This window comes from Enemella dayhoffiae, from assembly GCF_002250625.1.
GTDB lineage: Bacteria > Actinomycetota > Actinomycetes > Propionibacteriales > Propionibacteriaceae > Enemella > Enemella dayhoffiae.
Genome location: NZ_NMVQ01000047.1, coordinates 52,466 through 73,375, shown reverse-complemented (window position 1 = coordinate 73,375; position 20,910 = coordinate 52,466). Strand labels below are relative to the sequence as shown.

Annotated in this window: 20 protein-coding genes and 1 riboswitch; of the genes, 9 read left to right on the top strand and 11 right to left on the bottom strand. The window is 70.0% G+C overall.

Annotated features, from left to right (window positions below):
• The first annotated feature begins 99 nt into the window (after positions 1-99).
• From CGZ93_RS17685 to CGZ93_RS17675, 3 genes are read left to right on the top strand one after another with little or no spacing between them, the layout of a single operon-like run.
• Positions 100-1,518: an MFS transporter gene (locus tag CGZ93_RS17685; protein ID WP_094365476.1), complete on the top strand. Its 1,419-nt coding sequence runs from the start codon at positions 100-102 to the stop codon at positions 1,516-1,518.
• The gene (locus CGZ93_RS17680; protein WP_094365475.1) at positions 1,518-2,591 is read left to right on the top strand and encodes a Gfo/Idh/MocA family protein; all 1,074 of its coding nucleotides are present in this window, start codon (positions 1,518-1,520) and stop codon (positions 2,589-2,591) included. The genes CGZ93_RS17685 and CGZ93_RS17680 overlap by 1 nt, the downstream gene beginning before the upstream one ends.
• 10 nt (positions 2,592-2,601) lie before the next feature.
• Positions 2,602-3,438, top strand: coding sequence for a shikimate dehydrogenase family protein (locus CGZ93_RS17675; RefSeq protein ID WP_094365474.1), 837 nt, complete (start codon positions 2,602-2,604; stop codon positions 3,436-3,438).
• 9 nt (positions 3,439-3,447) lie between these two features.
• Here CGZ93_RS17675 and CGZ93_RS17670 read toward each other — a convergent pair whose 3' ends face one another.
• The 5 genes from CGZ93_RS17670 to CGZ93_RS17650 form a co-directional block, all read right to left on the bottom strand.
• A complete protein-coding gene (locus CGZ93_RS17670) occupies positions 3,448-3,858 on the bottom strand; it encodes a carboxymuconolactone decarboxylase family protein (RefSeq protein ID WP_094365473.1) in 411 nt (136 codons plus the stop codon).
• A 117-nt stretch (positions 3,859-3,975) separates the two neighbouring features.
• Complete coding sequence (locus tag CGZ93_RS17665; RefSeq protein ID WP_229117564.1) at positions 3,976-4,530, bottom strand: nucleoside/nucleotide kinase family protein; 555 nt, start codon at positions 4,528-4,530, stop codon at positions 3,976-3,978.
• On the bottom strand, positions 4,527-5,294 hold the full coding sequence (locus CGZ93_RS17660) for an energy-coupling factor transporter transmembrane component T family protein (protein WP_094365472.1): 768 nt from the start codon (positions 5,292-5,294) through the stop codon (positions 4,527-4,529). Before CGZ93_RS17660 ends, CGZ93_RS17665 begins: the two co-directional genes overlap by 4 nt.
• Positions 5,291-6,757: an ABC transporter ATP-binding protein gene (locus CGZ93_RS17655; RefSeq protein ID WP_094365471.1), complete on the bottom strand. Its 1,467-nt coding sequence runs from the start codon at positions 6,755-6,757 to the stop codon at positions 5,291-5,293. Before CGZ93_RS17655 ends, CGZ93_RS17660 begins: the two co-directional genes overlap by 4 nt.
• 7 nt (positions 6,758-6,764) lie before the next feature.
• Positions 6,765-7,418 (bottom strand): ECF transporter S component, encoded by a 654-nt coding sequence (locus CGZ93_RS17650; RefSeq protein ID WP_094365470.1) that lies wholly within the window; start codon positions 7,416-7,418, stop codon positions 6,765-6,767.
• Between the two features lie 39 nt (positions 7,419-7,457).
• Positions 7,458-7,565, bottom strand: a riboswitch (TPP riboswitch).
• A 203-nt stretch (positions 7,566-7,768) separates the two neighbouring features.
• Here CGZ93_RS17650 and CGZ93_RS17645 point away from each other — a divergent pair.
• The 3 genes from CGZ93_RS17645 (at position 7,769) to CGZ93_RS17635 (ending at position 11,283) form a co-directional block, all read left to right on the top strand.
• Positions 7,769-8,527, top strand: a complete 759-nt coding sequence (locus tag CGZ93_RS17645) for a maleylpyruvate isomerase family mycothiol-dependent enzyme (protein ID WP_094365469.1) — start codon at positions 7,769-7,771, stop codon at positions 8,525-8,527.
• Positions 8,528-8,636: 109 nt separating this feature from the next.
• Positions 8,637-9,998 carry an MFS transporter gene (locus CGZ93_RS17640; protein ID WP_229117563.1) on the top strand — a complete coding sequence of 454 codons (1,362 nt, stop codon included), beginning with the start codon at positions 8,637-8,639 and terminating at the stop codon, positions 9,996-9,998.
• Between the two features lie 31 nt (positions 9,999-10,029).
• Entirely contained in the window at positions 10,030-11,283 is a 1,254-nt protein-coding gene (locus tag CGZ93_RS17635) for a M20 family metallo-hydrolase (protein WP_229117562.1), read from the top strand.
• 21 nt (positions 11,284-11,304) lie between these two features.
• Here the strand turns inward: CGZ93_RS17635 and CGZ93_RS17630 are convergent, their stop codons facing one another.
• Positions 11,305-12,051, bottom strand: coding sequence for an SDR family oxidoreductase (locus CGZ93_RS17630; protein WP_094365467.1), 747 nt, complete (start codon positions 12,049-12,051; stop codon positions 11,305-11,307).
• Positions 12,052-12,073: 22 nt separating this feature from the next.
• Positions 12,074-13,225, bottom strand: a complete 1,152-nt coding sequence (locus CGZ93_RS17625; RefSeq protein ID WP_094365466.1) for an acetyl-CoA C-acetyltransferase — start codon at positions 13,223-13,225, stop codon at positions 12,074-12,076.
• A gap of 97 nt (positions 13,226-13,322) precedes the next feature.
• On the opposite strand from CGZ93_RS17625, the gene CGZ93_RS17620 reads away from it, so the two are divergent.
• From CGZ93_RS17620 to CGZ93_RS17610, 3 genes are read left to right on the top strand one after another with little or no spacing between them, the layout of a single operon-like run.
• Positions 13,323-14,915 carry an AMP-binding protein gene (locus CGZ93_RS17620; RefSeq protein ID WP_094365465.1) on the top strand — a complete coding sequence of 531 codons (1,593 nt, stop codon included), beginning with the start codon at positions 13,323-13,325 and terminating at the stop codon, positions 14,913-14,915.
• Entirely contained in the window at positions 14,915-16,135 is a 1,221-nt protein-coding gene (locus tag CGZ93_RS17615) for an acetyl-CoA C-acetyltransferase (protein WP_094365464.1), read from the top strand. The genes CGZ93_RS17620 and CGZ93_RS17615 overlap by 1 nt, the downstream gene beginning before the upstream one ends.
• On the top strand, positions 16,132-17,682 hold the full coding sequence (locus tag CGZ93_RS17610) for an AMP-binding protein (protein WP_094365463.1): 1,551 nt from the start codon (positions 16,132-16,134) through the stop codon (positions 17,680-17,682). Before CGZ93_RS17615 ends, CGZ93_RS17610 begins: the two co-directional genes overlap by 4 nt.
• Here the strand turns inward: CGZ93_RS17610 and CGZ93_RS17605 are convergent, their stop codons facing one another.
• Genes CGZ93_RS17605 through CGZ93_RS17590 form a run of 4 tightly spaced genes read right to left on the bottom strand, consistent with a single transcriptional unit; the run spans position 17,683 to position 20,904 of the window.
• Complete coding sequence (locus tag CGZ93_RS17605; RefSeq protein WP_176451830.1) at positions 17,683-18,666, bottom strand: FAS1-like dehydratase domain-containing protein; 984 nt, start codon at positions 18,664-18,666, stop codon at positions 17,683-17,685.
• A complete protein-coding gene (locus CGZ93_RS17600; RefSeq protein ID WP_094365563.1) occupies positions 18,663-19,409 on the bottom strand; it encodes an enoyl-CoA hydratase/isomerase family protein in 747 nt (248 codons plus the stop codon). The genes CGZ93_RS17605 and CGZ93_RS17600 overlap by 4 nt, the downstream gene beginning before the upstream one ends.
• A gap of 10 nt (positions 19,410-19,419) precedes the next feature.
• Positions 19,420-20,157, bottom strand: coding sequence for an SDR family NAD(P)-dependent oxidoreductase (locus CGZ93_RS17595; RefSeq protein ID WP_094365461.1), 738 nt, complete (start codon positions 20,155-20,157; stop codon positions 19,420-19,422).
• 9 nt (positions 20,158-20,166) lie between these two features.
• Complete coding sequence (locus CGZ93_RS17590) at positions 20,167-20,904, bottom strand: SDR family NAD(P)-dependent oxidoreductase (RefSeq protein WP_094365460.1); 738 nt, start codon at positions 20,902-20,904, stop codon at positions 20,167-20,169.
• Positions 20,905-20,910: the final 6 nt, after the last annotated feature.

Here is a 20,910-nt window from a genome sequence, read left to right as displayed (position 1 = left end):
CCAACATCGGTTTAATGTACTGCCTCGTACATAGTTTGTACCATACGGTTCATTGCCTAGGCCAGGGACCGTGACCATCCAACGACGAATGGAGCAGCCATGTCCCACGCAGCAGGCGGGGCCCAGCTGGACGCGAACCACCACGAGCCGCAGGGCGAACACAGCCCCCGGAAGGCCGCTGCCTCCGGGTTCATCGGCTCGGCACTGGAGTACTACGACTTCTTCATCTATGCCCAGGCCGCGGCGCTGATCTTCCCGCAGATCTTCTTTCCCGCCGGGGACCCGACCGTCGCCATCGCCACCTCGCTGGCGACCTACGGCGTCGGTTACGTGGCCCGCCCGATCGGCGCCTTCTTCCTCGGCCGCTGGGGCGACACCCACGGACGCAAGAACGTGCTCGTGCTCTGCATGATGCTGATGGGTCTGTCCACCCTGGCGGTGGCGTTCCTGCCGACCTATCAGCAGGTGGGCGCGCTGGCCCCGATCCTGCTGGTGGTGCTGCGGCTGATCCAAGGTTTCGCGGTCGCCGGTGAGATCTCCGGCGCCAGCTCGATGATCGTCGAGCACGCCCCGTTCGGCAAACGCGGCTACTTCGCCTCGTTCACCCTGCAGGGCACCCAGTTCGGCCAGATCCTGGCGGCCGCGGTGTTCATCCCGCTGGCCCGACTGCTGCCCGAGGCCGCGTTCAACTCCTGGGGCTGGCGCCTGCCGTTCGTGCTCTCGGTGGTGGTCGTGGTCGCCGGCTATCTGATCCGCCGCGGGGTTCCGGAAACCCCCGCCTTCAAGGAGGAGGCCGAGGAGGGCGCGGTCCAGGTCAACCCGATCACCCGCGCGTTCGCCGAGACGGCTCCGAACATGGGCCGCGTGGTGCTGATGGCGCTGATGAACGTGATCCCCACCGTGACCACGGTCTTCGGCGCGGCGTACGCCACCCAGAAGGCGTACGGGGTCGGCTTCCACAAGGACGTCTATCTGTGGATCCCGGTGCTCGGCAACATCCTCGCCTGCATCGTGATCCCGTTCGTCGGCTCGCTTTCGGACCGGATCGGTCGGCGACCTCCGATCATCGTCGGCTGCCTGGCCTCCGGCGCCCTCTCCTTCGGCTATCTGTGGGCGATCGGGCAGGGCAGTGTGCCGCTGGCGATCGTGTTCTCGCTGGCCATGTGGGGACTCGTCTATCAGGGCTACAACGGCATCTTCCCGTCGTTCTATCCCGAGCTGTTCCCGACCCGCACCCGGGTCACCTCGATGGCGATCTCGCAGAACGTCGGCACCATGCTGACGGCCTTCCTGCCCACCATCTTCACCCTGGTGGCGCCCCCGGGCAGCACCGGCATCTGGTGGAAGATCGGCTCGATCACGATGGCGATCACCATCGTCTGCGCCCTCTCCGCCTGGTCGGCCCGGGAGACCTATCGGATCCACGTGAACGACCTGGGCGAGAAGGACGCGCAGGAGATTCCCAAGGACGAATACCTGCGGATCCGCGCCGCTGCCGGCGACTCGCAGCGCGGCTGATGTCCGTCTCGACGCATCAGGCCCCGGCGGCGGTGCGGATCGCCGTCGCCGGGGCCGGTCTGATCGGGCGGCGTCACATCGAGGAGATCCAGGCGTACGCCGGGACCGAACTCTGCGGGATCGCGGACCCGTCCCCGCAAGCTGCCGACCTGGCGGCCGCGCTCGGCGTACCGGTGCATCGGTCGGTGCCGGAGCTGCTTGCCGAGCAACGCCCGGACGGGGTGGTGGTGGCCACGCCCAACCTGTGTCACCATGCCGACGCGGTCGCGGTGATCGATGCCGGGATCCCCGTCCTGGTGGAGAAACCACTGGCCGTCACGGTCACCGAAGCGGCCGACCTGGTGACCCGGGCGGAGGCGGCCGGGGTGGCCCTGCTGACCGGTCACCATCGCACCCATTCGGCCGTGATGGCGGCGGCTCGCGAGGTGATCGCCTCCGGTCGTCTCGGTCGGCTGGTGGCGGTGCAGGGAAACGCCTGCTTCCACAAACCGGACGCCTATTTCGATGTCGGGGACGGGTGGCGGCGCCGACCTGGTGGCGGGCCGATCCAACTCAACCTGATCCATGACGTGGACAACCTGCGGCAGCTGCTGGGCCCGATCACCGAGGTCCAGGCGTCCGTCGCCAACGCGGCGCGGGGGTTTGCGGTGGAGGACACCGCCGCGGTGCTGCTGCGCTTCGCGAACGGTGCGCTGGGCACCTTCCTGCTCTCCGACGTCGCCGCCTCGGCCCGCTCCTGGGAGCAGACCGCCGGGGAGAACCTGAGCTACGAACGCCACCAGGACGAGGACGCCTATGTGGTGATGGGTACGCGCGGCTCACTGGCCATCCCCACCATGCGGCTGAAGTTCTTCCCTGGCGAGGCGTCCTGGACCGAGCCGCTGCGGACCGAACAGCTCCAGGTCGCGGCCCGGGACCCACTCGCCGCACAGATCTCCCACTTCGCCGCGGTGATCCGTGGCGCGGAGAAGCCACTGTGTGACGGGCGGGCCGGACTGGCCGCCGTCGCCGTGGTGACAGCCATCCTGACCGCTTCCAGAACCGGCTCAACCGTGCCGGTCCACATCCCTTGAGGAGGTTCCGATGCTCACCGGAAACACCACCCTGCTGCTGCACCTGGGCGATCCCACGCACTCGTTCAAGGCGCCGATGATCTACAACCCGTGGTTCGACCACGCCGGGATCGACGCCCGGGTGGTGCCGCTCGGCATGCGGTCCACCGAGTTCGGGACCGGCTTCGAAATCGTGATGAAGGCGACCAATGTGCGCGGGGCGCTGGTCACCATGCCGCACAAGGTCACCGTGCTCGACCTGGTCGACGAGGTGCGCCCGACCGCCGCCATCGCTGGGGCGGCGAACGCGGTCCGGGTGGAGGCGGACGGGCGGCTGGTCGCCGACATGTTCGACGGTGAAGGGTTCGTCCGCGGAATGCTGGGCAACGGGCGTATGCCGCAGGGGGCCTCCGCGTTGGTGGTCGGCTCCGGCGGGGTCGGTTCGGCGATCGCCGCATCGCTCGCCGCGGCAGGGGTTTCCCGGCTCGCGGTGTATGACACCCGGGTCGAGGCGATGGAGGGATTGGCCGAACGGTTGCGGCGGCACTATCCGCAGCTGCAGGTCGAGACCGGTGGCAACGATCCGGCCGGCTTCGAGGTGGTCGTCAACGGCACCCCGCTGGGGATGAACCCCGGGGATCCGATGCCGGTCGAGATTTCCCGGCTCGACCCGGGGTCCTTCGTCGGTGAGGTGGTGATGACCCATCGGGTCACCCCCTTCCTTGGGGCGGCCCGGGAGCGGGGCTGTGCGACGCAGGTGGGCACGGACATGCTGTTCGAGCAGATCCCCGCCTATCTGGAGTTCTTCGGGTTCGACCCGGTGCCGACGCCGGCCCAGCTGCGGGAGCACGCCACCATCGCCGGCTGATGCGCCGAGTCAGTAGCTCGGCAGCCCGTGCTTCGCCTCGAGCTCACGGATCTCCGCGAGCACCGAGGGGGCGCGGTTGGCCACCGACTGGCCCCCGAACAGGTACGCCAGGTCGAGCGTCTGCTGCAGCTGGGCCCAGCTCGCCCCCTTGCGGCGGGCGGCCCAACCGTGCAGCTTGGCCGCATCGCTGAGCCGGCTGGCGAGGATCGCGAACAGCATCAGCTGCACGGTGAGCTCGTCCAGATCGGCCGGGTTGGACACCAGGGCGCGCACCTTCTCCTGTGCGAGCAGCAGATCCGGGTTCGTCTCGCGCAGGTCGTCGAAGCGGGCCTGCACCCGAGGGGGTACGAACCCCATCAGCTCGCGATAGGTCTGCAGATAGTCGTCGATGCCGCGTTCATCCGCGCGAGGTTTCTCCATGGGACCCATCTTCGTTCACCAGTCCGTCCGGTGCACCATCGAAAATGATCATGACCAGAATCGCCCCCTATTCGCCCAGTGCGAAAACGGGTCCGATCTGGGGGTTGTTGTGACGGGTCAGCCGAGGTCGAGCACCACGTCGGCCAGCTCGCGGGGTCGGTGCTCGCGCCAGTGGCGGGCCTCCTGCTCGGCCCAGCGGTTCCAGTGCGGGGCGTACGCCGCCCCGTCCCGCGCCAGGGCGCGGGCTCGGCGTACCGGCTCGGAAAGTTCCACCCACACCGCAACATCCGCCAGCGCCACCGATTGCGGGGTGATCGCGCCACACCCCTCGACCAGCAGGCCGTCTGTGGGCGGCAGGGGCACCCATGCTCCGGGACGATCGTTTGTCCAGTCCCAGCGGCGGTAGCCACCGGCCGGGCCGAGGATCTGCTCGGCCACCATCGCCGACCCGGCGGCCAGCCCGTCCCAGCCGGGATAGCAGTCGTCCAGGCTGACCACCCGCAACCGCCGCCCGCTCGCCTCGGCCAGCGCGGTGGCCAACCCGTGCGCCAGGCTGGTCTTGCCCGCCCCCGAGCCGCCGTCGAGCAGGGCGACCCACCGCCCGCGCTTGTCGCGCAGCCCCGGCAGCAGCATCGCCGCGGCAAGCTCGACCGCCTGCTGCGAGCCGATCACGAACCAACCCAGAACACGGTGCCGAACCAGACCGCGGAGCCGACCGCCACCAACGCCATCAGCAACGTTACGCACACTCCCACCGCATCTGTTGCTCCCAACCGGGAGGGGCGCGCCCAGCTGCGGACCGGTGCGTCGGGTCCGGTGGCGCCGAACCCCTTGGCCTCCATCGCCGTGGCCAAGCGGCTGCCGCGCCGGATTGCCAACACCAGCAGGGCGAACGCCATCGACAGCCACCGGCGTACCCGCCCCGCGTCACCGAGCCCGCGGGCCCGCCGGGCCAGGCCGAGGGTGCGCCAGTCATCGGTGAACAACCCCAGCATCCGCACCCCGGCCAGCGCGCCGAGCACGAACCGGGAGGGCAGCCGCGCGACCTGAGCCAACCCGTCCGCCAGGTCGGTCGGGTCGATGTCACCGAGCAGCAGGATCGCCGACAGGCCAAGCGTCAGCACCCGCAACAGCACCGCAAGGGCCAGCAGCAGCGAGTTGTCGGTCACCCGGATCAGCAACCAGGCAAACCATTCCCGGCCCCCGGGTCTGCCATAGAGGGCCATCGAGACCGCAGCGAGCAGGGCGACCAGCAGCAACAGGGCGAGTCGTCTGGCGATCATCGCGGGCGGGAACCCGACCAGCAGGGCGGCCGTGATCACCAGCACCAGACCCACCCCGGCGCTGAGCCAGTCCAGGGTGAGGATCAGCGGAATCGACAACAGCATGGCCATCGCGATCCGGGTCACCGGGTTGAGCCGATCGAGCAGCGTCATCGGCCCGCCAGGTGCACCCGACGCTGCCCGAGCAGCTCGATGAACGCGTCGTCGTGGGTCACCGAGACCACGGCCCGGTCCTCGGCCAGCATGCCCGCGACCAGCCGGACCAGGTCGATCCAGCTGTTCCGGTCCTGGCCGAAGGTGGGCTCGTCGAGGAAGATCACCCGCGGGCCGGTGGCGAGCACGGTGCCCACCGACAGCCGCCGTTTCTGCCCCCCGGACAGGGTGAACGGGTTGGCGGCCGCCAACGGGGTGAGCCGCAGCAGCGCCAACAACTCCTGGCAGCGTTGGTCGATCTGGGCGGTGGGGAGCTTGAGTGCGCGTAACCCGATCGCGAGCTCATCGCGCACGGTGGGGGCGACGAACTGGTGTTCCGGCTGCTGGAACACGGTACCGATCCGGCGCAGCAGGTCGACCGAGCGCCACCCGGCCGGGTCCGCGGGGTCGGGCGTACGCCTGCCACGTCGCAGGGGAGCCGGCCGCAGCTCCTCGGCCGCCGCCAGCTCACCAGCGTGCCGCGGCAGCAACCCGGCCAGGGTGAGGGCGAGTGTGGTCTTGCCCGAACCGTTGGGACCCGTCAGCACCGTCGAGGCGCCGGCGTCGATGCCGAGGTCGATGCCGCTGCGTAGTACGGTGTGGTGACCGATCGCCAGGTCGCTGCCGCGCAGCAGTTCGGTCGGCTGGTACGCCGGGGGCGGCACCTCGATCTCGGGCAGCGGTACGCCGGGCACCCACACCCCGGCGTTCAGCAGGGATTCCTGCTGGGACTGGAAAATCTGCTCGGGCGGCCCGTCGGCGAGCAGGCCACCGCCCGCGTCCAGCACGAGCACCCGGTCGATCAGGTCCTGCCACAGGTCGACCCGGTGCTCCACCACGATCAGCGTGGTCTCCCGGTCGGCGACCAGATTGGTCACCGCGCGGCGTACCTCGCAGATCCCTTCGGGATCGAGGTTTGCGGTCGGCTCGTCGAGCAGCAGCAGTCCCGTCCGCATGGCGACCGCACCGGCGATCGCCAGGCGCTGCTTCTGCCCACCGGACAACTGCTCGGTGGGATGGTCCAGCGGCAACGGCAGGCCGACCCAGTGCAGGGCGTCGGTCACCCGGGGCCAGATCTGGGCGCGCGGGACGCCGAGGTTCTCCAACCCGAAAGCGACGTCATCACCCACCCGGGCCAGCACCACCTGGGATTCCGGGTCCTGCAGCACCAACCCGACCCGGCCCCGGGCGCGGGTCGGGTGCCGCCCGTCGACCAGCAGCCGGCCGGCCTCCGCGCCCTCCTCGGCGCCGCCGAGGACGCCGGCCAGAGCGTGCAGCAGCGTGCTCTTACCCGCTCCGGAGGCGCCGAGCAGCAGCACCCGTTCCCCGGGTTCGACCCGCAGGTCCAACCCGGAGACCGCCCAGGCCCGGCGGCTGGCGTGCCGCCAGCCCCAGCCCTCGGCCCGCACCCCGAGCGGTGTCAACGTGTACTCACACCAACCGGCCCGACTCCCGCCCGGAGGCGAAGCGGTCCAGGGCGCCGGCGCGGGCGAGCGCCTTCATCAGCAGCCAGGCGAGCAGGCCGGCCAGGACGGCGCCGGAGACGGCGACGCAGGCCAGATAGATCACGTTGTAGCCGAGGTCCTTGGCAAAGTTGCCGAGGATGAACTCGCACGTCCACGCGCCGACCCCGGCGACCAGGCCGGACAGGAGCGCCACGGCGACGCCGAAGCGGCGATAGGCGAATATCGCGAACACCAGCTCGGCGCCGAGCCCCTGGGCCAGGGCCGAATACATGGTGGTCCAGCCCCACTGGTTGCCGATCGCCATCGACACGAACCCGGCGACCAACTCGACGAACAGGGCGGCGCCGGGCTTGCGGATGATCAGCCCGCCGAGCGGTCCGCCGAGGAACCAGACGCCGGCGGCCAGGCCGCCGAGGCCCGGAGTCAGGGCGTTCATCGCCTCGAACCAGGCGTACCCGAGGGAGTTCCAGCCGACGAAGATCAGTCCGCAGGCGACGCCGAGGACGGCGGCGACCACGATGTCGACAACCCGCCAAGATCGCCGGCCGGTGGCGGCCGGGCGGGTCTCGTCGGCGGGTTCGGCGTCGTGGTCGTGGTTGACGTGTTGGGTGTTTCGCATGGTGTGCCCCTTTCTCGTTGGGCACGGGTGACCAGTTCTCGACTGGTGCAGAGGCCTCCCTGCGCTGGCATGACCCAGATCAGGTTCGACGGTCGAAGGTCTGACCTTCCTCTCAGCCCGGTGCCCCGGACTCCCGTGATCCGGTCATTATACGGGGACCGCCCGGGGCGGCCGGTTTCCGGGTGCGGGGGCGTCTGACCTGCAGTCTCCGCGAACCTCCATGATCAAACCCAGTGCGACTGTGTTCAGGAGCCGGCCGATCCGGCGACTGCAGGTCAGACGCCCCGGCCCCTGGGTTGTCCGGGGCATAACCACTGACAAAGTTGGCGGTGAGCCGGTTGACTGGGGGCATGGCGACACTGATCGACTGGGAAGAGCTCGGGGACGGGATCGGCCGGGCCGGGACGGTGCTACGGGCCAACGCCACCAGCGCCGGACTGGACGCCCCGGTGCCGACGTGCCCCGACTGGACGGTCCGCGACCTGGTCGTGCACCAGGGGATGGTGCACCGCTGGGCGACCGACGTGCTGCTCGGCCGCGGCATGTCCGACGGGTCGGCGCTCACCGAGGCCGGCCGGCGGGCGACCGACCTGCTGGACTGGTTCGACGACGGGTGGGCCGAACTGCTCAGCACCCTGGGCGGCGCCCCGGAGGAGCTCGACGTCCCGTTCTTCCTGCGGACCGGGGACTCGCCGCGGGTTGGCTGGGCCCGACGGCAGTGTCACGAGACCAGCATCCACGCGGTCGACGCGCTCGCGGCGCGGCTGGGGCGTACGCCGACGGCGGCGGAGACGTGGCTGACGCCCCGGCTTGCCGCCGACGGGATCGATGAACTGTTGACCGGCTTCGTGCCGCGGCGCCGGACCGGGCTGACGAACCCCGAACCGCTGACCGTCGAGTTCACCGCCAGCGACTCCGATCGGTCCTGGTCGTTGGAGCTCGGACCTGAGGGCACCCGCACCCGCACCGAGCCCAGCCCGGCGGCCGGCGTACGCCTCAGCGCGCCCGCGGTCGAGCTGTATCTGGCCCTGTGGAACCGCGGCGACGCGGTGGAAGATCCACAGCAGTTCCTGCCACGGTGGCGCGAGGTGGTGCGCGTCGAGTTCTGAGATGCCCGACCGGATCCCTTAACAGAGTCGGAATCTCGGGGTAGCGTCCCTGCAACACCGACTCGAGATCCTGCTCCGGTGGGCCGGGTCGGCCCGGACAGGAGGACCGATGACCGGGAGCACCGGGACAGGAACGAGGGGCGCCGGCGCCGGCGACACCGCGCTGGAGAACGCCTATCACACCCAGGGCGTGATCACCCCGATGCAGCGCAGGGTACTCGCGGGCGCCTCGGTCGGACAGTTCATCGAGTTCTACGACTTCGCCCTCTATGCCATCTCGGCGATCACCCTGTCCAAACTGTTCTTCCCACCGGGCAATGAAACGACGGCGTTGCTGTCGCTCTTCGCGGCCTATGGGGTGTCGTTCTTCATCCGCCCGATTGGCGGCCTGGTCTTCGGCGCCCTGGGCGACAAGATCGGTCGTCGCAACGTGCTCTTCGCGACCCTGCTGCTGATCGGTGTCGCCACCGCCGGTATCGGGTCCCTGCCCAGCTATCACACCCTCGGGGTGACGGCCACCGTGCTGCTGGTGCTGCTCCGGTTGCTCCAAGGGTTTTCCGCCGGGGGTGAGTCGGTCGGCTCCCCGGCGTTCGTGTTCGAGCACGCACCGGTGGACCGGCGCGGCTGGTGGATCAACATCGCGTTGGCGGCCACCGCGCTGCCGTCGGTGGCCGCATCGGCACTGGTGCTGCTGCTGCAGAGCACGCTCAGCCCCGCGGCCTTTCTGAGCTGGGGTTGGCGGATCCCCTTCTGGTTGGCGCTGCCGCTGGCACTGTTCGGGCTCTGGATCCGGCTGCGGACCGACGAATCGCCCGCCTTCCGGGAGATGGAGGCCGAGGTGCGCGCCGAGAAGGCGGCCTCGGTATCAGTCGGCGAGGCGTTCCGGGAGAACTGGTTGAAGATGCTGCAGGTCGTCTTCGTGATGGGGATGACCGCGATGGGGTTCTATTTCCTCTCCGGCTATTTCATCACCTACGTGGCCACCACCGGAAAGCTCAGCAGCACGCAATCCCTTGGCCTGAACGCGATCGCGATGACCGCCTACACGATTCTGTTGCCGCTCATGGGCCGGCTCGGTGACCGGCTGGGCCGCCGGAAGATGCTGCTGATCGGGCTCGCGGCGATCCTCGTGCTCACCCTGCCCGCCTTCCTGCTGGTCACCAGCGGCAAGGTGGCGCTGGCCCTGCTCGGACAGTTGCTGTTCGTGCTGGCGATCACCCTCTATGGCGGTGGCTGCTACACCTTCTTCATTGAGGTCTTCGACACCAGGACCCGCTTCACCTCGGCCGCGTTCAGCTACAACCTCGGGTATGCAATCTTCGGCGGCACCGCTCCGCTGATCGGAACAGCGCTGGTGTCGGCCACGAAGATCCCCTATGTGCCGGCGTTCTATGTGATGGGGTTCGCGGTGCTGGTGCTGGCGATGATCTTCCTGCTGCGGGTGCGGGAGACCCGCGGCCAGATCCACTGAACAGCGTTTCGCTGCACCGGAAGGAGAAATGATGCAGACCGACTTCCTGGAGTCCTTCGCCGAGGTGAGCCGGATCGGGGCCACCGAGGCCGGCGGGGTGGAGCGACAGGCCGCCACCAACGCCGACGGCGAGCTCCGCGCCTGGTTCCGCGGCTTCGCCGAGCGGCACGACTGGCAGACGCGCATCGACGGCATCGGCAACCTGTACGCGCTGGTCGAGCTCAGCCCGGGTGCTCCCTACGTGTTCGTCGGGTCGCACCTGGATTCCCAGCCACGCGGCGGAAAGTACGACGGGGCGTACGGGGTGATCGCCGCGCTGCACGCCGCCGAGCGGCTGCAGGCCCGCGCGGAGCAACAGCCGGGGGCGGCGGCGTACAACCTCGCCGTCGTCGACTGGTTCAACGAGGAGGGCGGCCGCTTCCAGCCCTCGATCATGGGCAGCTCGGTGTTCGCCGGAATCATGGACCGCGACACGATGCTGCAGGTGACCGACCTGGCCGGCACCTCCGTGCGCGAGGCGCTGACCGCGATCGACGCGCTGGGCAGTGACGAGCCGCCCCAGCCCGCGGCGTACGCGGAGATCCACATCGAACAGGGACGCATCCTGGAGCGGGAGGGGATCGGATTCGGGGTGGTGGACTCCACCTGGTACACGCAGAAGTTGGACATCGAGGTTACCGGGGAGCAGTCGCACACCGGCGCGACGCTGATGGCCGACCGGCACGACGCGCTCTATGTGGCGTCGCGGGTGATCACCATGCTGCACGACATCTGCGACGAGTTCGAGCCCGAGGCGCTGATGTCGTCGGTCGGCTATTTCACCGTGGAACCGAACTCGCCGATCGTGGTGAACCGGTACGTCCGCATGGTCGGCGACCTGCGGTCCAACGACCCCGAGATCGTGCAGGCCGCCCGTGATCGACTGGTGCAACGATTCGACGAGCTGCAACGCGAGACCGGGGTCGAGGTGAGCGCCCGCGACTTCGACGTACGACCCAAGCTGTACTACCCGAACGAGGGGGTCGAGCTGGCCGAGAAGGTGGCCGCCGACGCGGGAGTCGAGGTACGCCGGATGCAGACCATGGCGGGCCACGACTCGGTGCCGATGAACACCGTGGTGCCGACGGTGATGCTGTTCATCCCGAGTGTGGACGGGGTTTCCCACTGCGAACGGGAGTTCACCCGCGATGAGGACCTGGTCGCCGGTGTCGACTTCCTCACCCGCGTGGTCTGGGAGCTGCTCCAGGGACGATTGGACGGGGTGCAACCGGCACCGCGCTACTGACCCTGACCCGACCGGCTCCGCTCAGCGACGCAGCACCACGTCGCGGGCCGGGAACTCACCGCCCCCGTCGACCAGGAGCTCGGCACCGTTGACATAACCGGCATCCGCAGCGGCGAGCAGGAGGCAGGCGGCCGCCACGTCCTCCGGGGTCGCCATCCGGTTCATCGGGACCACCGCGGCGACCTCGGCCTGCCGCTGTTCGTCGCCGTAGTACTGCTCCGCCAGCTCGGTGAGCACCAGCCCCACCGTCACCTGGTTGACCCGCACCTCGGGCGCGAACTCCAACGCGAGGGCCCGGGTCAGGCCGCTCAACCCGGCCTTGGCCGCCGTGTACGCCGCGGTGCCGCGTGCCGGGTGATTGCCGGCAACGCTCCCGATGTTCAACACCACGCCCCCACCGTCCTGCTCGCGCATCACCCGGTACCCCGCCTGGGCCACCAGGAAGGGGGCGATCAGATTGAGCTCGATCACCTTGCTCACCAGTCGGGGGGACACCGTTGCGGCATCGACCACCGGGGCGCCGCCGGCGTTGTTGACGACCACGTCCAATCGGCCGAGACGCTGAATGGCCTGTTCGATCAGCTCCTGCACCTGCTCCGGATCGCGGACATCGCACGAGGTGCACTCGACCCCGTCGGGCAGCGCCGGAGGTGGCGTACGCCCGCAGACCAGCACCCGATCACCCGCCGCGGCGAAGCGGGCCGCGATGGCCGCGCCGATGCCTCGGGTGCCGCCGGTGACGATCACCCCTCGAGGATCACGGTTCATGGTCACAGTCTCTCCACGATCGTCACAGTCTCTCCACGATGGTGACATTGGCCTGTCCGCCACCCTCGCACATCACCTGCAGCCCATAGCGGCCACCTCGGCGGCGCAGCTCGTGCAGCATGGTGGTCATCAGCCGGGCACCGGTGGCACCGAGCGGGTGCCCCAACGCGATCGCACCACCGTTGACGTTCACCCGATCCGGGTCGGCACCCGACTCGGCGAGCCAAGCCAGCACCACCGAGGCGAACGCTTCGTTCACCTCGAACAGGTCGATGTCGTCGATGTCCAGGCCGGTCCGCTGCAGCGCGTGCGCGGTGGCCGGGATCGGGGCGGTGAGCATCCAGACCGGATCGGCGCCGCGCACCGACAGGTGATGCACCCGCGCCATCGGTGTCAACCCGTGGGTCCGGACGCCTCGCTCCGAGGCGATCAGCAGGGCGGCCGAGGCGTCGCAGATCTGCGAGGCGACCGCGGCGGTGATGCTGCCGCCGTCCTCCAACGGATCCAGGGCGGCCATCTTCTCCAGGGAGGTGCCTCGGCGCGGGCAGGAATCCACCGCAAAGTCCCCGACCGGGGCGATCTCGTCGTCGAAGCGGCCCGCGTCGATCGCGGCGAGCGCCTTCTCGTGGCTGGCCAGGGCGAAGCGCTCCATCGCGGCACGATCGCACTTCCAGCGATCGGCGATCATCTGGGCCGAACGGAACTGCGAGGGCGGCTCGGTGCCATAACGCGCCCGCCAACCGGTGGATCCGGTGAACGGATCGTCATATCCGTACTGCTGGCCGGTCAACATCGCCGCGGAGATCGGGATGCTGCTCATCTGCTGCAGCCCACCCGCGACGACCAGGTCGCTGGTCCCGCTCAGCACCGCCTGGGCGGCGAAGTGCACCGCCTGCTGGGAGGAACCACACTGCCGATCGATGGTGGTCCCGGGCACCTCCTCGGGCAACCCGGCGACCAGCCAGGCGGTGCGGGCCACATCTCCGGCCTGGCCGCCGATCGTGTCCACACAGCCGAGGATCACGTCCTCCACGGCGGCCGGGTCGATTCCGGTGCGCTCGACCAGCGCCCGCAGCGAGTGCGCACCCAGGTCGGCGGGGTGCAGATTCGCCAGGTCGCCGCCGCGCCGGGCGACCGGCGTCCGGACGGCGTCCACGATGTAGGCCTCGCCCATGGATCCTCCTCGATCGCTCTTGCCCGGCAACGGGCCGACACGCGTACACTAGCAAGCGCTTGGTTGGTTCGCTACGATCCGTGCCCAGGAGGTGACCATGGACGACACCGTTTCGGCTCCGGTGAGCATCCCGCACGCCCTGGCGGCCGCCGCGGCCGACGCCGGGGACCGTCCAGCCGTGATCGAGGGCGACCAGGTGCTGACCCACGAAGGGCTGTGGGCCACGGCCCGCGAGGTGGCCGCGGCGTTGGTGGCCCAGGGGGTACGACCCGGGGACCGGGTCGGTCTGTGGGCCCCGAACAGCCTGCGCTGGGTGGTCGCGGCGTACGGCATCCTCTGCGCCGGGGCGGTGCTGACCCCGTTGAACACGCGCTTCCGCGGGGCCGAGGCGGCCTATGCGCTCAACCTGGTCCGCGTCGAGGTGCTGCTGGTGCAGCGGCACTTCCTGGACACCGACTATGTCGCGATGCTGCGATCGGCGGAGGACCTGCCACACCTGCGCACCGTCGTCTCCTTCGAGGAGGCGAGTACGCCCGATTCCCTGGGCTGGCAGGAGTTCCTGGCTGCCGGGGCCGGGCATAACGCCGAGGTGGAGCAACGGATCGAGGCGCTGGGACCCGACGACGTGGCCGACATCCTGTTCACCTCGGGCACCACCGGACACCCCAAGGGCGCGATGGTCAGCCACGGCAGCAACCTCGTCACCGACCTCGCCTGGGCGACCGGTGCCGGGGTGGGGCCGGAGGATCGTTACCTGCTGGTGAACCCGCTGTTCCACAGTTTCGGTTATCGGGCCGGGATGCTCGCCTGCCTGCTGGTCCGTGCGGCGCTGCATCCGGTGGGGGTGTTCGACGTCGGGACCGTGCTGGAACTCATCCATCGGCACCGGATCACCGTGCTTCCTGGTGCGCCGACCGTATTCCGTTCCCTGCTTGACGATCCGCGACATCGATCGGCCGACCTGTCCAGCCTGCGTCTCGCCGTCACCGGGGCGGCCATGGTTCCGGTGCCGCTGTTGCGCGCGATGCGTGATGAGCTGGGCATCGGTACGGTGCTCACCGCCTACGGGCAGACCGAGAGTTGCGGCACGGCGACGATCTGCCCGCCGGACGCCGACGAACACCGCCTGTCCACCACCTCGGGGGTGGCCATCCCCGGGGTCGAGGTGGAGATCCACGACGCGGCTGGAAATCGCCTCCCAGCAGGGGAGAGCGGCGAGATCGTGATCCGCGGGCCGAACGTGATGATCGGCTATTTCGAGAACCCCCGGGCCACGGAGGAGACGATCGACCGGCAGGGGTGGCTGCACACCGGTGACGTGGGATGGCTGGATGCGGACGGTTACCTGACCATCACCGACCGGCTGAAGGACATGTTCATCAGCGGCGGTTTCAACGTCTATCCGGCCGAGGTCGAACGGGTGCTGCTCGAGCACCCGCGGGTCGCCGACGTGGCGGTGGTCGGGCAACCCGATCCCCGGTTCGGTGAGGTGGCCCGTGCGGTGGTGGTGCCGGCGGCCGGGGGCGATCCGAGTGAGGCCGAACTGATCGCCTTCTGCCGGGAGCGGTTGGCCAACTACAAGTGTCCGCGCGCCGTCGAGTTCGTCGACACCCTGCCGCGCAACGCGGGCGGCAAGATCCAGAAATTCAAGCTCCGGGACACGTCCCCCGACCGAACACGAGGTATCTGATGCCAGAAGCCGTCATCGTCGCCGCGACCCGCTCACCGATCGGGCGAGCCTACAAGGGGTCGCTGGTGGATCTGCGGGCCGACGACCTGGCCACCGCCATGATCCGGGCCGCCCTGGATCAGATCCCCGAGCTCGACCCGAGTCACATCGACGACCTGGTGCTCGGGTGCGCCCAGCCGGCGGGCGAACAGGGTTACGGCCTGGCGCGCGTCGTGGCCATCGAGCTGGGGTTGGACGGCGTGCCGGGCACGACGGTGCAGCGCTACTGCGCCTCCAGCCTGCAGTCGACCAGGATGGCGGCCCACGCGATTCGTGCCGGTGAGGCCGACATCGTGCTCTCGGCGGGGGTGGAATGCGTCTCCCGATTCGGCCGCGGCAAGGCCGACGGGATGCCGGACACCCACAACCCCCTCTTCGACCGGGCCCGGGCACGCAGCGAACAGCGCACCGGTGCCGGCGCCGCCCCGTGGACCGACCCGCGGGAGGAGGGCGAGCTGCCCGATGTCTACATCGCCATGGGGCAGACGGCGGAGAACGTGGCGCAGGCCCGGGGAGTCTCCCGCCAGCGTCAGGACGAGTACGCCGCAGAGACCCAGGAACGCGCCCAGGCAGCGATCGCGGCGGGGTTCTTCGATCTGGACATTACCCCGGTGACCCGGCCGGACGGCACCGTCGTCGATCGGGACGACGGACCGCGGGCCGGGGTCACCGTGGACGGCCTGGCGGGGTTGAAACCGGTGTTCCGCCCGGACGGCACGGTCACCGCCGGAAACTGCTGTGGCCTCAACGACGGGGCCGCCGCGCTGGTCGTGATGTCCGACGAACGGGCCCAGAGCCTGGGCCTCAAGCCGCTGGCCCGGATCGTCTCCACCGCCGTGGCCGCGCTCTCTCCCGAGATCATGGGGATGGGCACCGTTGAGGCCTCCCGGCGTGCGCTGAAACAGGCCGGGCTGGGGATCAACGACATGGACGTGGTCGAGATCAACGAGGCGTTCGCCGCCCAGGTGGTGCCGACCATCGACGAGCTCGGGGTGGACCGGGCCCGGGTGAACCCGTTCGGCGGGGCGATCGCGCTGGGCCACCCGTTCGGCCAGACCGGGGCGCGGATCGCGACCACGCTGATCAACGGCCTGCGCTGGCGGGACGGTCTATTCGGCCTGGAGACCATGTGCACCGCCGGCGGACAGGGGATGGCCATGGTGGTCGAGCGGCTGTCATGACCGGGAACGGTCTGCGTGGTCTGGGCATCATCGACCTGATCGACCGATCCCTGGCCACCGGGGCCGACGTCCGGATCTCCTTCGACGACAGGGAATGGACGCTCGCGGAGCTTGACCGGTGGTCTCGTCAGCTGGCGATTCAGCTGCGGCAGGACATCGGCACGGGAGAACGCGTCGGCATCATGGCCCGCAACTGTCCCTTCCAACTAGTCCTCTGGTGGGCCTGTGCGCGCCGCGGCAACGTCGTGGTGCCCTGGAACATCGCCAATGTCGGACGCTTCCTCGCCCACCAGGTCGAGGATTCCCAACCGACGCTGCTGTTCGCGCAGGAGGAGTTCCGCGAGGAATTGACTCGCGCGGCCGAATCGGCGGGTGTACCGGCACCACAGGCGGTCCCGGAGGAACCGGCCGAGTCGCCCGAGCCGCCGGGGTCGATGGGAGCGACGGGGCCGATGGGAGTGACGGGGCCCGACCCGGCGGCACCGGGGCACCTGGTCTTCACCTCGGGGACCACCGGCGTGTCCAAGGCCTGTGTGGTCAGCCACCGCTATCTGGTCAACTTCGCCATCGACGTGGCGGAGAACCTGGAGCGTATGCCGGAGGAGACTGTCTGGACCGCGCTGCCGCTGTTCCACCTGAGCGCCCTCACCCAGGTGGCCGCGACGGTGGCCCTAGGCAGCAGGATCAGCCTGGCCAGTCGCTTCTCGGTGCGTGACTTCTGGCCCGCGATCGAGCGCTCCGGTGCGCGGGTGGCGGCCACGATGGGGGCCATGCTCGCCCTGGTCGCCCAGGCACCCGACTCGCCGGCCGAGCAGCGTTGCCACGGCCAGCTCCGCGCGGTGAGCGGCTCTCCGGTCTCCCGCGAACTGGCCCAGCTGTGGCGGGACCGCTTCGGCGTACGCCGGGCCGGGGCGGGGGTGTTCGGGATGACCGAGGCCGCGTTGATCACGATGACCCCACCGGGGGCGTACCGGGCGGGCACCGCGGGACAGGCGATCGGGTCCTTCGAGGTGGAGTTGCGCGACGAGTCGGATCGGCCCGTGCCGAACGGAACCGTGGGCGAGATCACCTGTCGGCCACGACGTCCGGGGGTGATGTTCGACGGCTACTGGAACCGGCCGGAGCAGACCGAGGAGGCGTGGCGCGGTGGTTGGTTCCACACCGGCGACCTGGGCCGATTCGATGACGAGGGCTATCTGAGCTTCGTGGACCGCGTGACCGACAGCCTGCGTCGAGGCGGGGAGAACATCTCCAGCTACGAGTTGGAGACGGCGATCGCCGCCCACCCGAGGATCGCCGAGGTGGCGGTGCATGCCGTGCCCTCCGCGCTGGGGGAGGACGAGGTGAAGGTCGTGGTGGTGCCCCAACCCGGTACGCCGCTCGACCCTGTCGCGTTGCACGACTGGATCTGCGGTCAGGTGCCGCGCTATGCCCGACCTCGCTATCTCGAGCTTCGCGAGCAGTTGCCCCGCAACCCGGTCGGTCGGGTGCTGAAGCACCTGCTCCGGGCCGAGGGCATCACGCCCGCGACGCTCGACTTCGGCTGATCAGCCGGGCAGCAGGATGTCGCACTCGGCCAGCACGTGCGGCCCGCGGGAGTTGGTCGCTGTGACCGTCAGCCCTACCGTGCTCCCCTCGTTCCGCTCCACCCGCCCGGTGACGGTGAGGGTGTCACCGGGCAGGTTCTGCACCCGCAGCCGGGTCCGCAAGCTGGTCAACCGGGCCAGCGGCCCCGCCCAGTCGGTCACATAGCGTTCGATCAGCGCATTGCTGCCGAGGATGTTCATGTACACATCGGGTGCCCCGCGGCGGCGGGCCGCATCGCGATCCAGATGCACGTCGTTGAAGTCGTAGGTGGCGGTGGCCAGGGCGACGATCAGGTGCTGGGTGATCGGCAACCGCCACGCGGGCAACTCATCCCCCGGGGCCAGCTCGGCGCTGCGCAGCGTGTCCGGGTGGGGGTCGGGTGCCTGCTCGGAGCCTGGTTCGGTGGGAGCGGTCTGTTCGCGCTCCCGCGCCGGACTGGTGGAGGGGTCCCAGCGCAGCATCCGCAGCAGCACCGACCCCACCCGTTCGTCCTCATCGGTCCAGTAGTCGTGCAGGACATCGATGAAGTGGCCCTCGCCCAGCGCGGTCTGCTTGCGCGGTGAGATCGCCGGGATCGACTGGTGCAGACGCAGGTGGTCCCCGGGGCGCAGGGGGCGGGTGAAGTCCAGCTCGCTCTGCACCGCGGCGACCGAGGTGCAACCCAGCTCTGCCAGGCGGTCCGTCACTTCGTCCAACGGTTCCCGGCCGGTGAAGTTGCGCCGGTTTCCGTGCAGGGTCCACATGTTCAGCGACGTCGCCGGTGCGATGAGTCCGCCCAGATTGGCCGCGGCCCAGTCGGGATCGAGGTGCGCCGGGTTCCACGACCCGACGGCCTCGCACCAGATCCGGATCGAGGTGGCCGATACCGGCCCCTTGGCGCGTCGGCCCCACCCCGAAAGCCCCAGGCACGAGGCCAGCGGGCCGGGCAGTTCGTCCCCCATCATCGTGACCCCCAGCGGGGTGGTCGCCGTGCGCCGAAGGCCGCCGTCCCCTCGGCGGCCTCGGGACCGCTCAGCAACTGTGCGGCCAGATCCCGCTTCTCCTGCTCCCATGCGGTTCCCCGCTCGAACGGTGAACGGTGCAGCAGGTCGCGACAGTGCGCCATCGCCCGCGGCGCCCCCTCGGCGATCCGCTGACCGAGCTCGCCCGCGGCCGCCACCGGATCGGCGACGAGCTGGCTGACCAGGCCGAGGGCGTACGCCCGCTCGGCGCTGAGGCGTCCACCGGCCAACGCGACCTCGAAGGCCACCGCTCCGGGCAGCACCCGGGTCAGCTCGACCCCGGTGTCGGTGGGCACCAGACCCCGAGTCACCTCCGGCAGGCCGAACCAGGCCCGCGGCGAGGCGACCCGCAGCTCACAGGCCAGCGCCAACTCGAACCCTCCGCCGACGGCCGGGCCGTCGACCGCGGCCACCACCGGAACCGGGAATTCGGGGCCCAGCAGCCGCTGCGGGTTGTCGGCGGGATCGGGCAGCTCACCCGCGGCAGCGGCCGCAAGATCAAGCCCGGCACAGAATGCCGGCGCCTTCCCGGTGAGCACCACGCAGCGCACGGTGCGGTCGGCGGCCGCGGCACGCAACCCCGCGGTGAGCTCGCGCATGGTCGGAGGATCGAGGGCGTTGCGTCGTTCGGGCCGATCGATGGTCAGGATCGTCACCCCGTCGCGGTGTTCGCTGTGTACCGTCATCGACGAGGCCTCACTGGGTGACCGTCCAACCGCCGTCGACGACCACCGTCTGGCCGTTGATGTAGCTCCCCAACGGGGACAGCAGGAAGAGCACGGTCCAGGCGATGTCGTCGGGGCTGGCCATTCGCCCCAGCGGAATCCGCTGCAGGACCTGCCGACCCATGGCACTGCTGGCGAAGCCGGCCAGCCGGGGCGTGTCCACCATGCCGGGGGCGACCGCGTTCGCTCGCACCTCGTCACTGCGGTACGCCGCCAGATGTCGTGTCCAGCCGGAGATTCCGGCCTTCGCCGCCGAGTACCAGTCCGAGGCGGTGCCGACGCGGTTGCCGGCCACCGAGGCGAGATTCACCACCGCGGGCAGCCCGGCCTCGGGCGAGGTGTGCTCCAGCCACGCGTGCAGGACGCGACGCATGCTGCCCAGGCACAGGGTGACCGCCTCGTCGAAGTCCAGCTCCGCCGAGGATGGCGGTCCGGCATTGTTCACCAGGAAATGCGGTCGTCCGAGCTCGCCGAGCTGGGCCATTGCCTGTTGGATGTCGTCGGGCTCGCCCACGTCGACCCGCCAACCGCGGGCCACCGCGCCGGCGGCGGTGATCATCTGCACCGTTTGGGCGAGCGAGTCGGGGTCCCGGTCCCAGGCGGCCACGGAGAGACCTACCTCGGCAGCACGCAGCGCGACGGTGCGACCGATTCCGCTGCCGGCGCCGGTCACCAGCAGCAGCTGTCCCTGCTCGAATCCGAGATCCACCGCTCCCCCTCAGACGGTGTAGCCACCGTCGACGTTGATCTTCTGGCCGCTGATGAAACCCGCGTCCGGGCCGGCCAGGAAGTCGACCGCGGCGGCCACATCGTCGGCCCGGCCGAAGCGCCGCAACGGGATGTTGTTCCGGGTGATCGCCAGGGCCCGTTCGTCGAGCTCCCCGGAGCTGATCAACCGCTCGGCCATGCCCTCGGTCAGCATCCCGGGGCCGACGATGTTCACCCGCACCCCATAGCGACCCTCCTCGGCGGCGTACGCCCGGGCCAGCTGCTCGGCACTGCCCTTGGGCACCGCGGAGAGCCCGTCGCGGACCGGATAACGATCGGTGGCCGCGGTGCTGACCAGCACCACCGAGCCACCGGCCCGGCGCAGCGCGGGCAGCAGGGCCTGGGTCAGGGTGAAGAAGCTCATCGCATCGCCGAGCAGCTGCCGACGCAACTGCTCCCCGGAGACCCGGGACAGGTGGATCATCGGGACGTGCGGCCCGGCGGCGTGCACCAGCACCTCGAGCCGATCGCCCACCGCCTCGGCGAGCGTCCGCACCTGGTCCTCGACCTCCAGGTCGCATCGGACCAGCCGGACCTCCGCACCGTGCGACCGCAACCCCGCCGCCAACTGCTCGGCCCGCTGCTGATCGCTGCGCCAGGTCAGCACGAGATCGTGCCCGCCCGCGGCCAGGCGCTCGCAGACGGCGCGACCGATCCCCCCGGTGGCCCCGGTGACGACGGCGACCATATTCCT

Coding starts and splice junctions, on each gene's coding strand:
- CGZ93_RS17600 (WP_094365563.1), bottom strand. CDS start 19,409: ATGACGGTACACAGCGAACACCGCGACGGGGTGACGATCCTGACCATC.
- CGZ93_RS17610 (WP_094365463.1), top strand. CDS start 16,132: ATGACCGGGAACGGTCTGCGTGGTCTGGGCATCATCGACCTGATCGAC.
- CGZ93_RS17680 (WP_094365475.1), top strand. CDS start 1,518: ATGTCCGTCTCGACGCATCAGGCCCCGGCGGCGGTGCGGATCGCCGTC.
- CGZ93_RS17675 (WP_094365474.1), top strand. CDS start 2,602: ATGCTCACCGGAAACACCACCCTGCTGCTGCACCTGGGCGATCCCACG.
- CGZ93_RS17635 (WP_229117562.1), top strand. CDS start 10,030: ATGCAGACCGACTTCCTGGAGTCCTTCGCCGAGGTGAGCCGGATCGGG.
- CGZ93_RS17650 (WP_094365470.1), bottom strand. CDS start 7,418: ATGCGAAACACCCAACACGTCAACCACGACCACGACGCCGAACCCGCC.
- CGZ93_RS17640 (WP_229117563.1), top strand. CDS start 8,637: ATGACCGGGAGCACCGGGACAGGAACGAGGGGCGCCGGCGCCGGCGAC.
- CGZ93_RS17615 (WP_094365464.1), top strand. CDS start 14,915: ATGCCAGAAGCCGTCATCGTCGCCGCGACCCGCTCACCGATCGGGCGA.
- CGZ93_RS17620 (WP_094365465.1), top strand. CDS start 13,323: ATGGACGACACCGTTTCGGCTCCGGTGAGCATCCCGCACGCCCTGGCG.
- CGZ93_RS17605 (WP_176451830.1), bottom strand. CDS start 18,666: ATGATGGGGGACGAACTGCCCGGCCCGCTGGCCTCGTGCCTGGGGCTT.
- CGZ93_RS17625 (WP_094365466.1), bottom strand. CDS start 13,225: ATGGGCGAGGCCTACATCGTGGACGCCGTCCGGACGCCGGTCGCCCGG.
- CGZ93_RS17670 (WP_094365473.1), bottom strand. CDS start 3,858: ATGGAGAAACCTCGCGCGGATGAACGCGGCATCGACGACTATCTGCAG.
- CGZ93_RS17660 (WP_094365472.1), bottom strand. CDS start 5,294: ATGACGCTGCTCGATCGGCTCAACCCGGTGACCCGGATCGCGATGGCC.
- CGZ93_RS17685 (WP_094365476.1), top strand. CDS start 100: ATGTCCCACGCAGCAGGCGGGGCCCAGCTGGACGCGAACCACCACGAG.
- CGZ93_RS17645 (WP_094365469.1), top strand. CDS start 7,769: ATGGCGACACTGATCGACTGGGAAGAGCTCGGGGACGGGATCGGCCGG.
- CGZ93_RS17590 (WP_094365460.1), bottom strand. CDS start 20,904: ATGGTCGCCGTCGTCACCGGGGCCACCGGGGGGATCGGTCGCGCCGTC.
- CGZ93_RS17630 (WP_094365467.1), bottom strand. CDS start 12,051: ATGAACCGTGATCCTCGAGGGGTGATCGTCACCGGCGGCACCCGAGGC.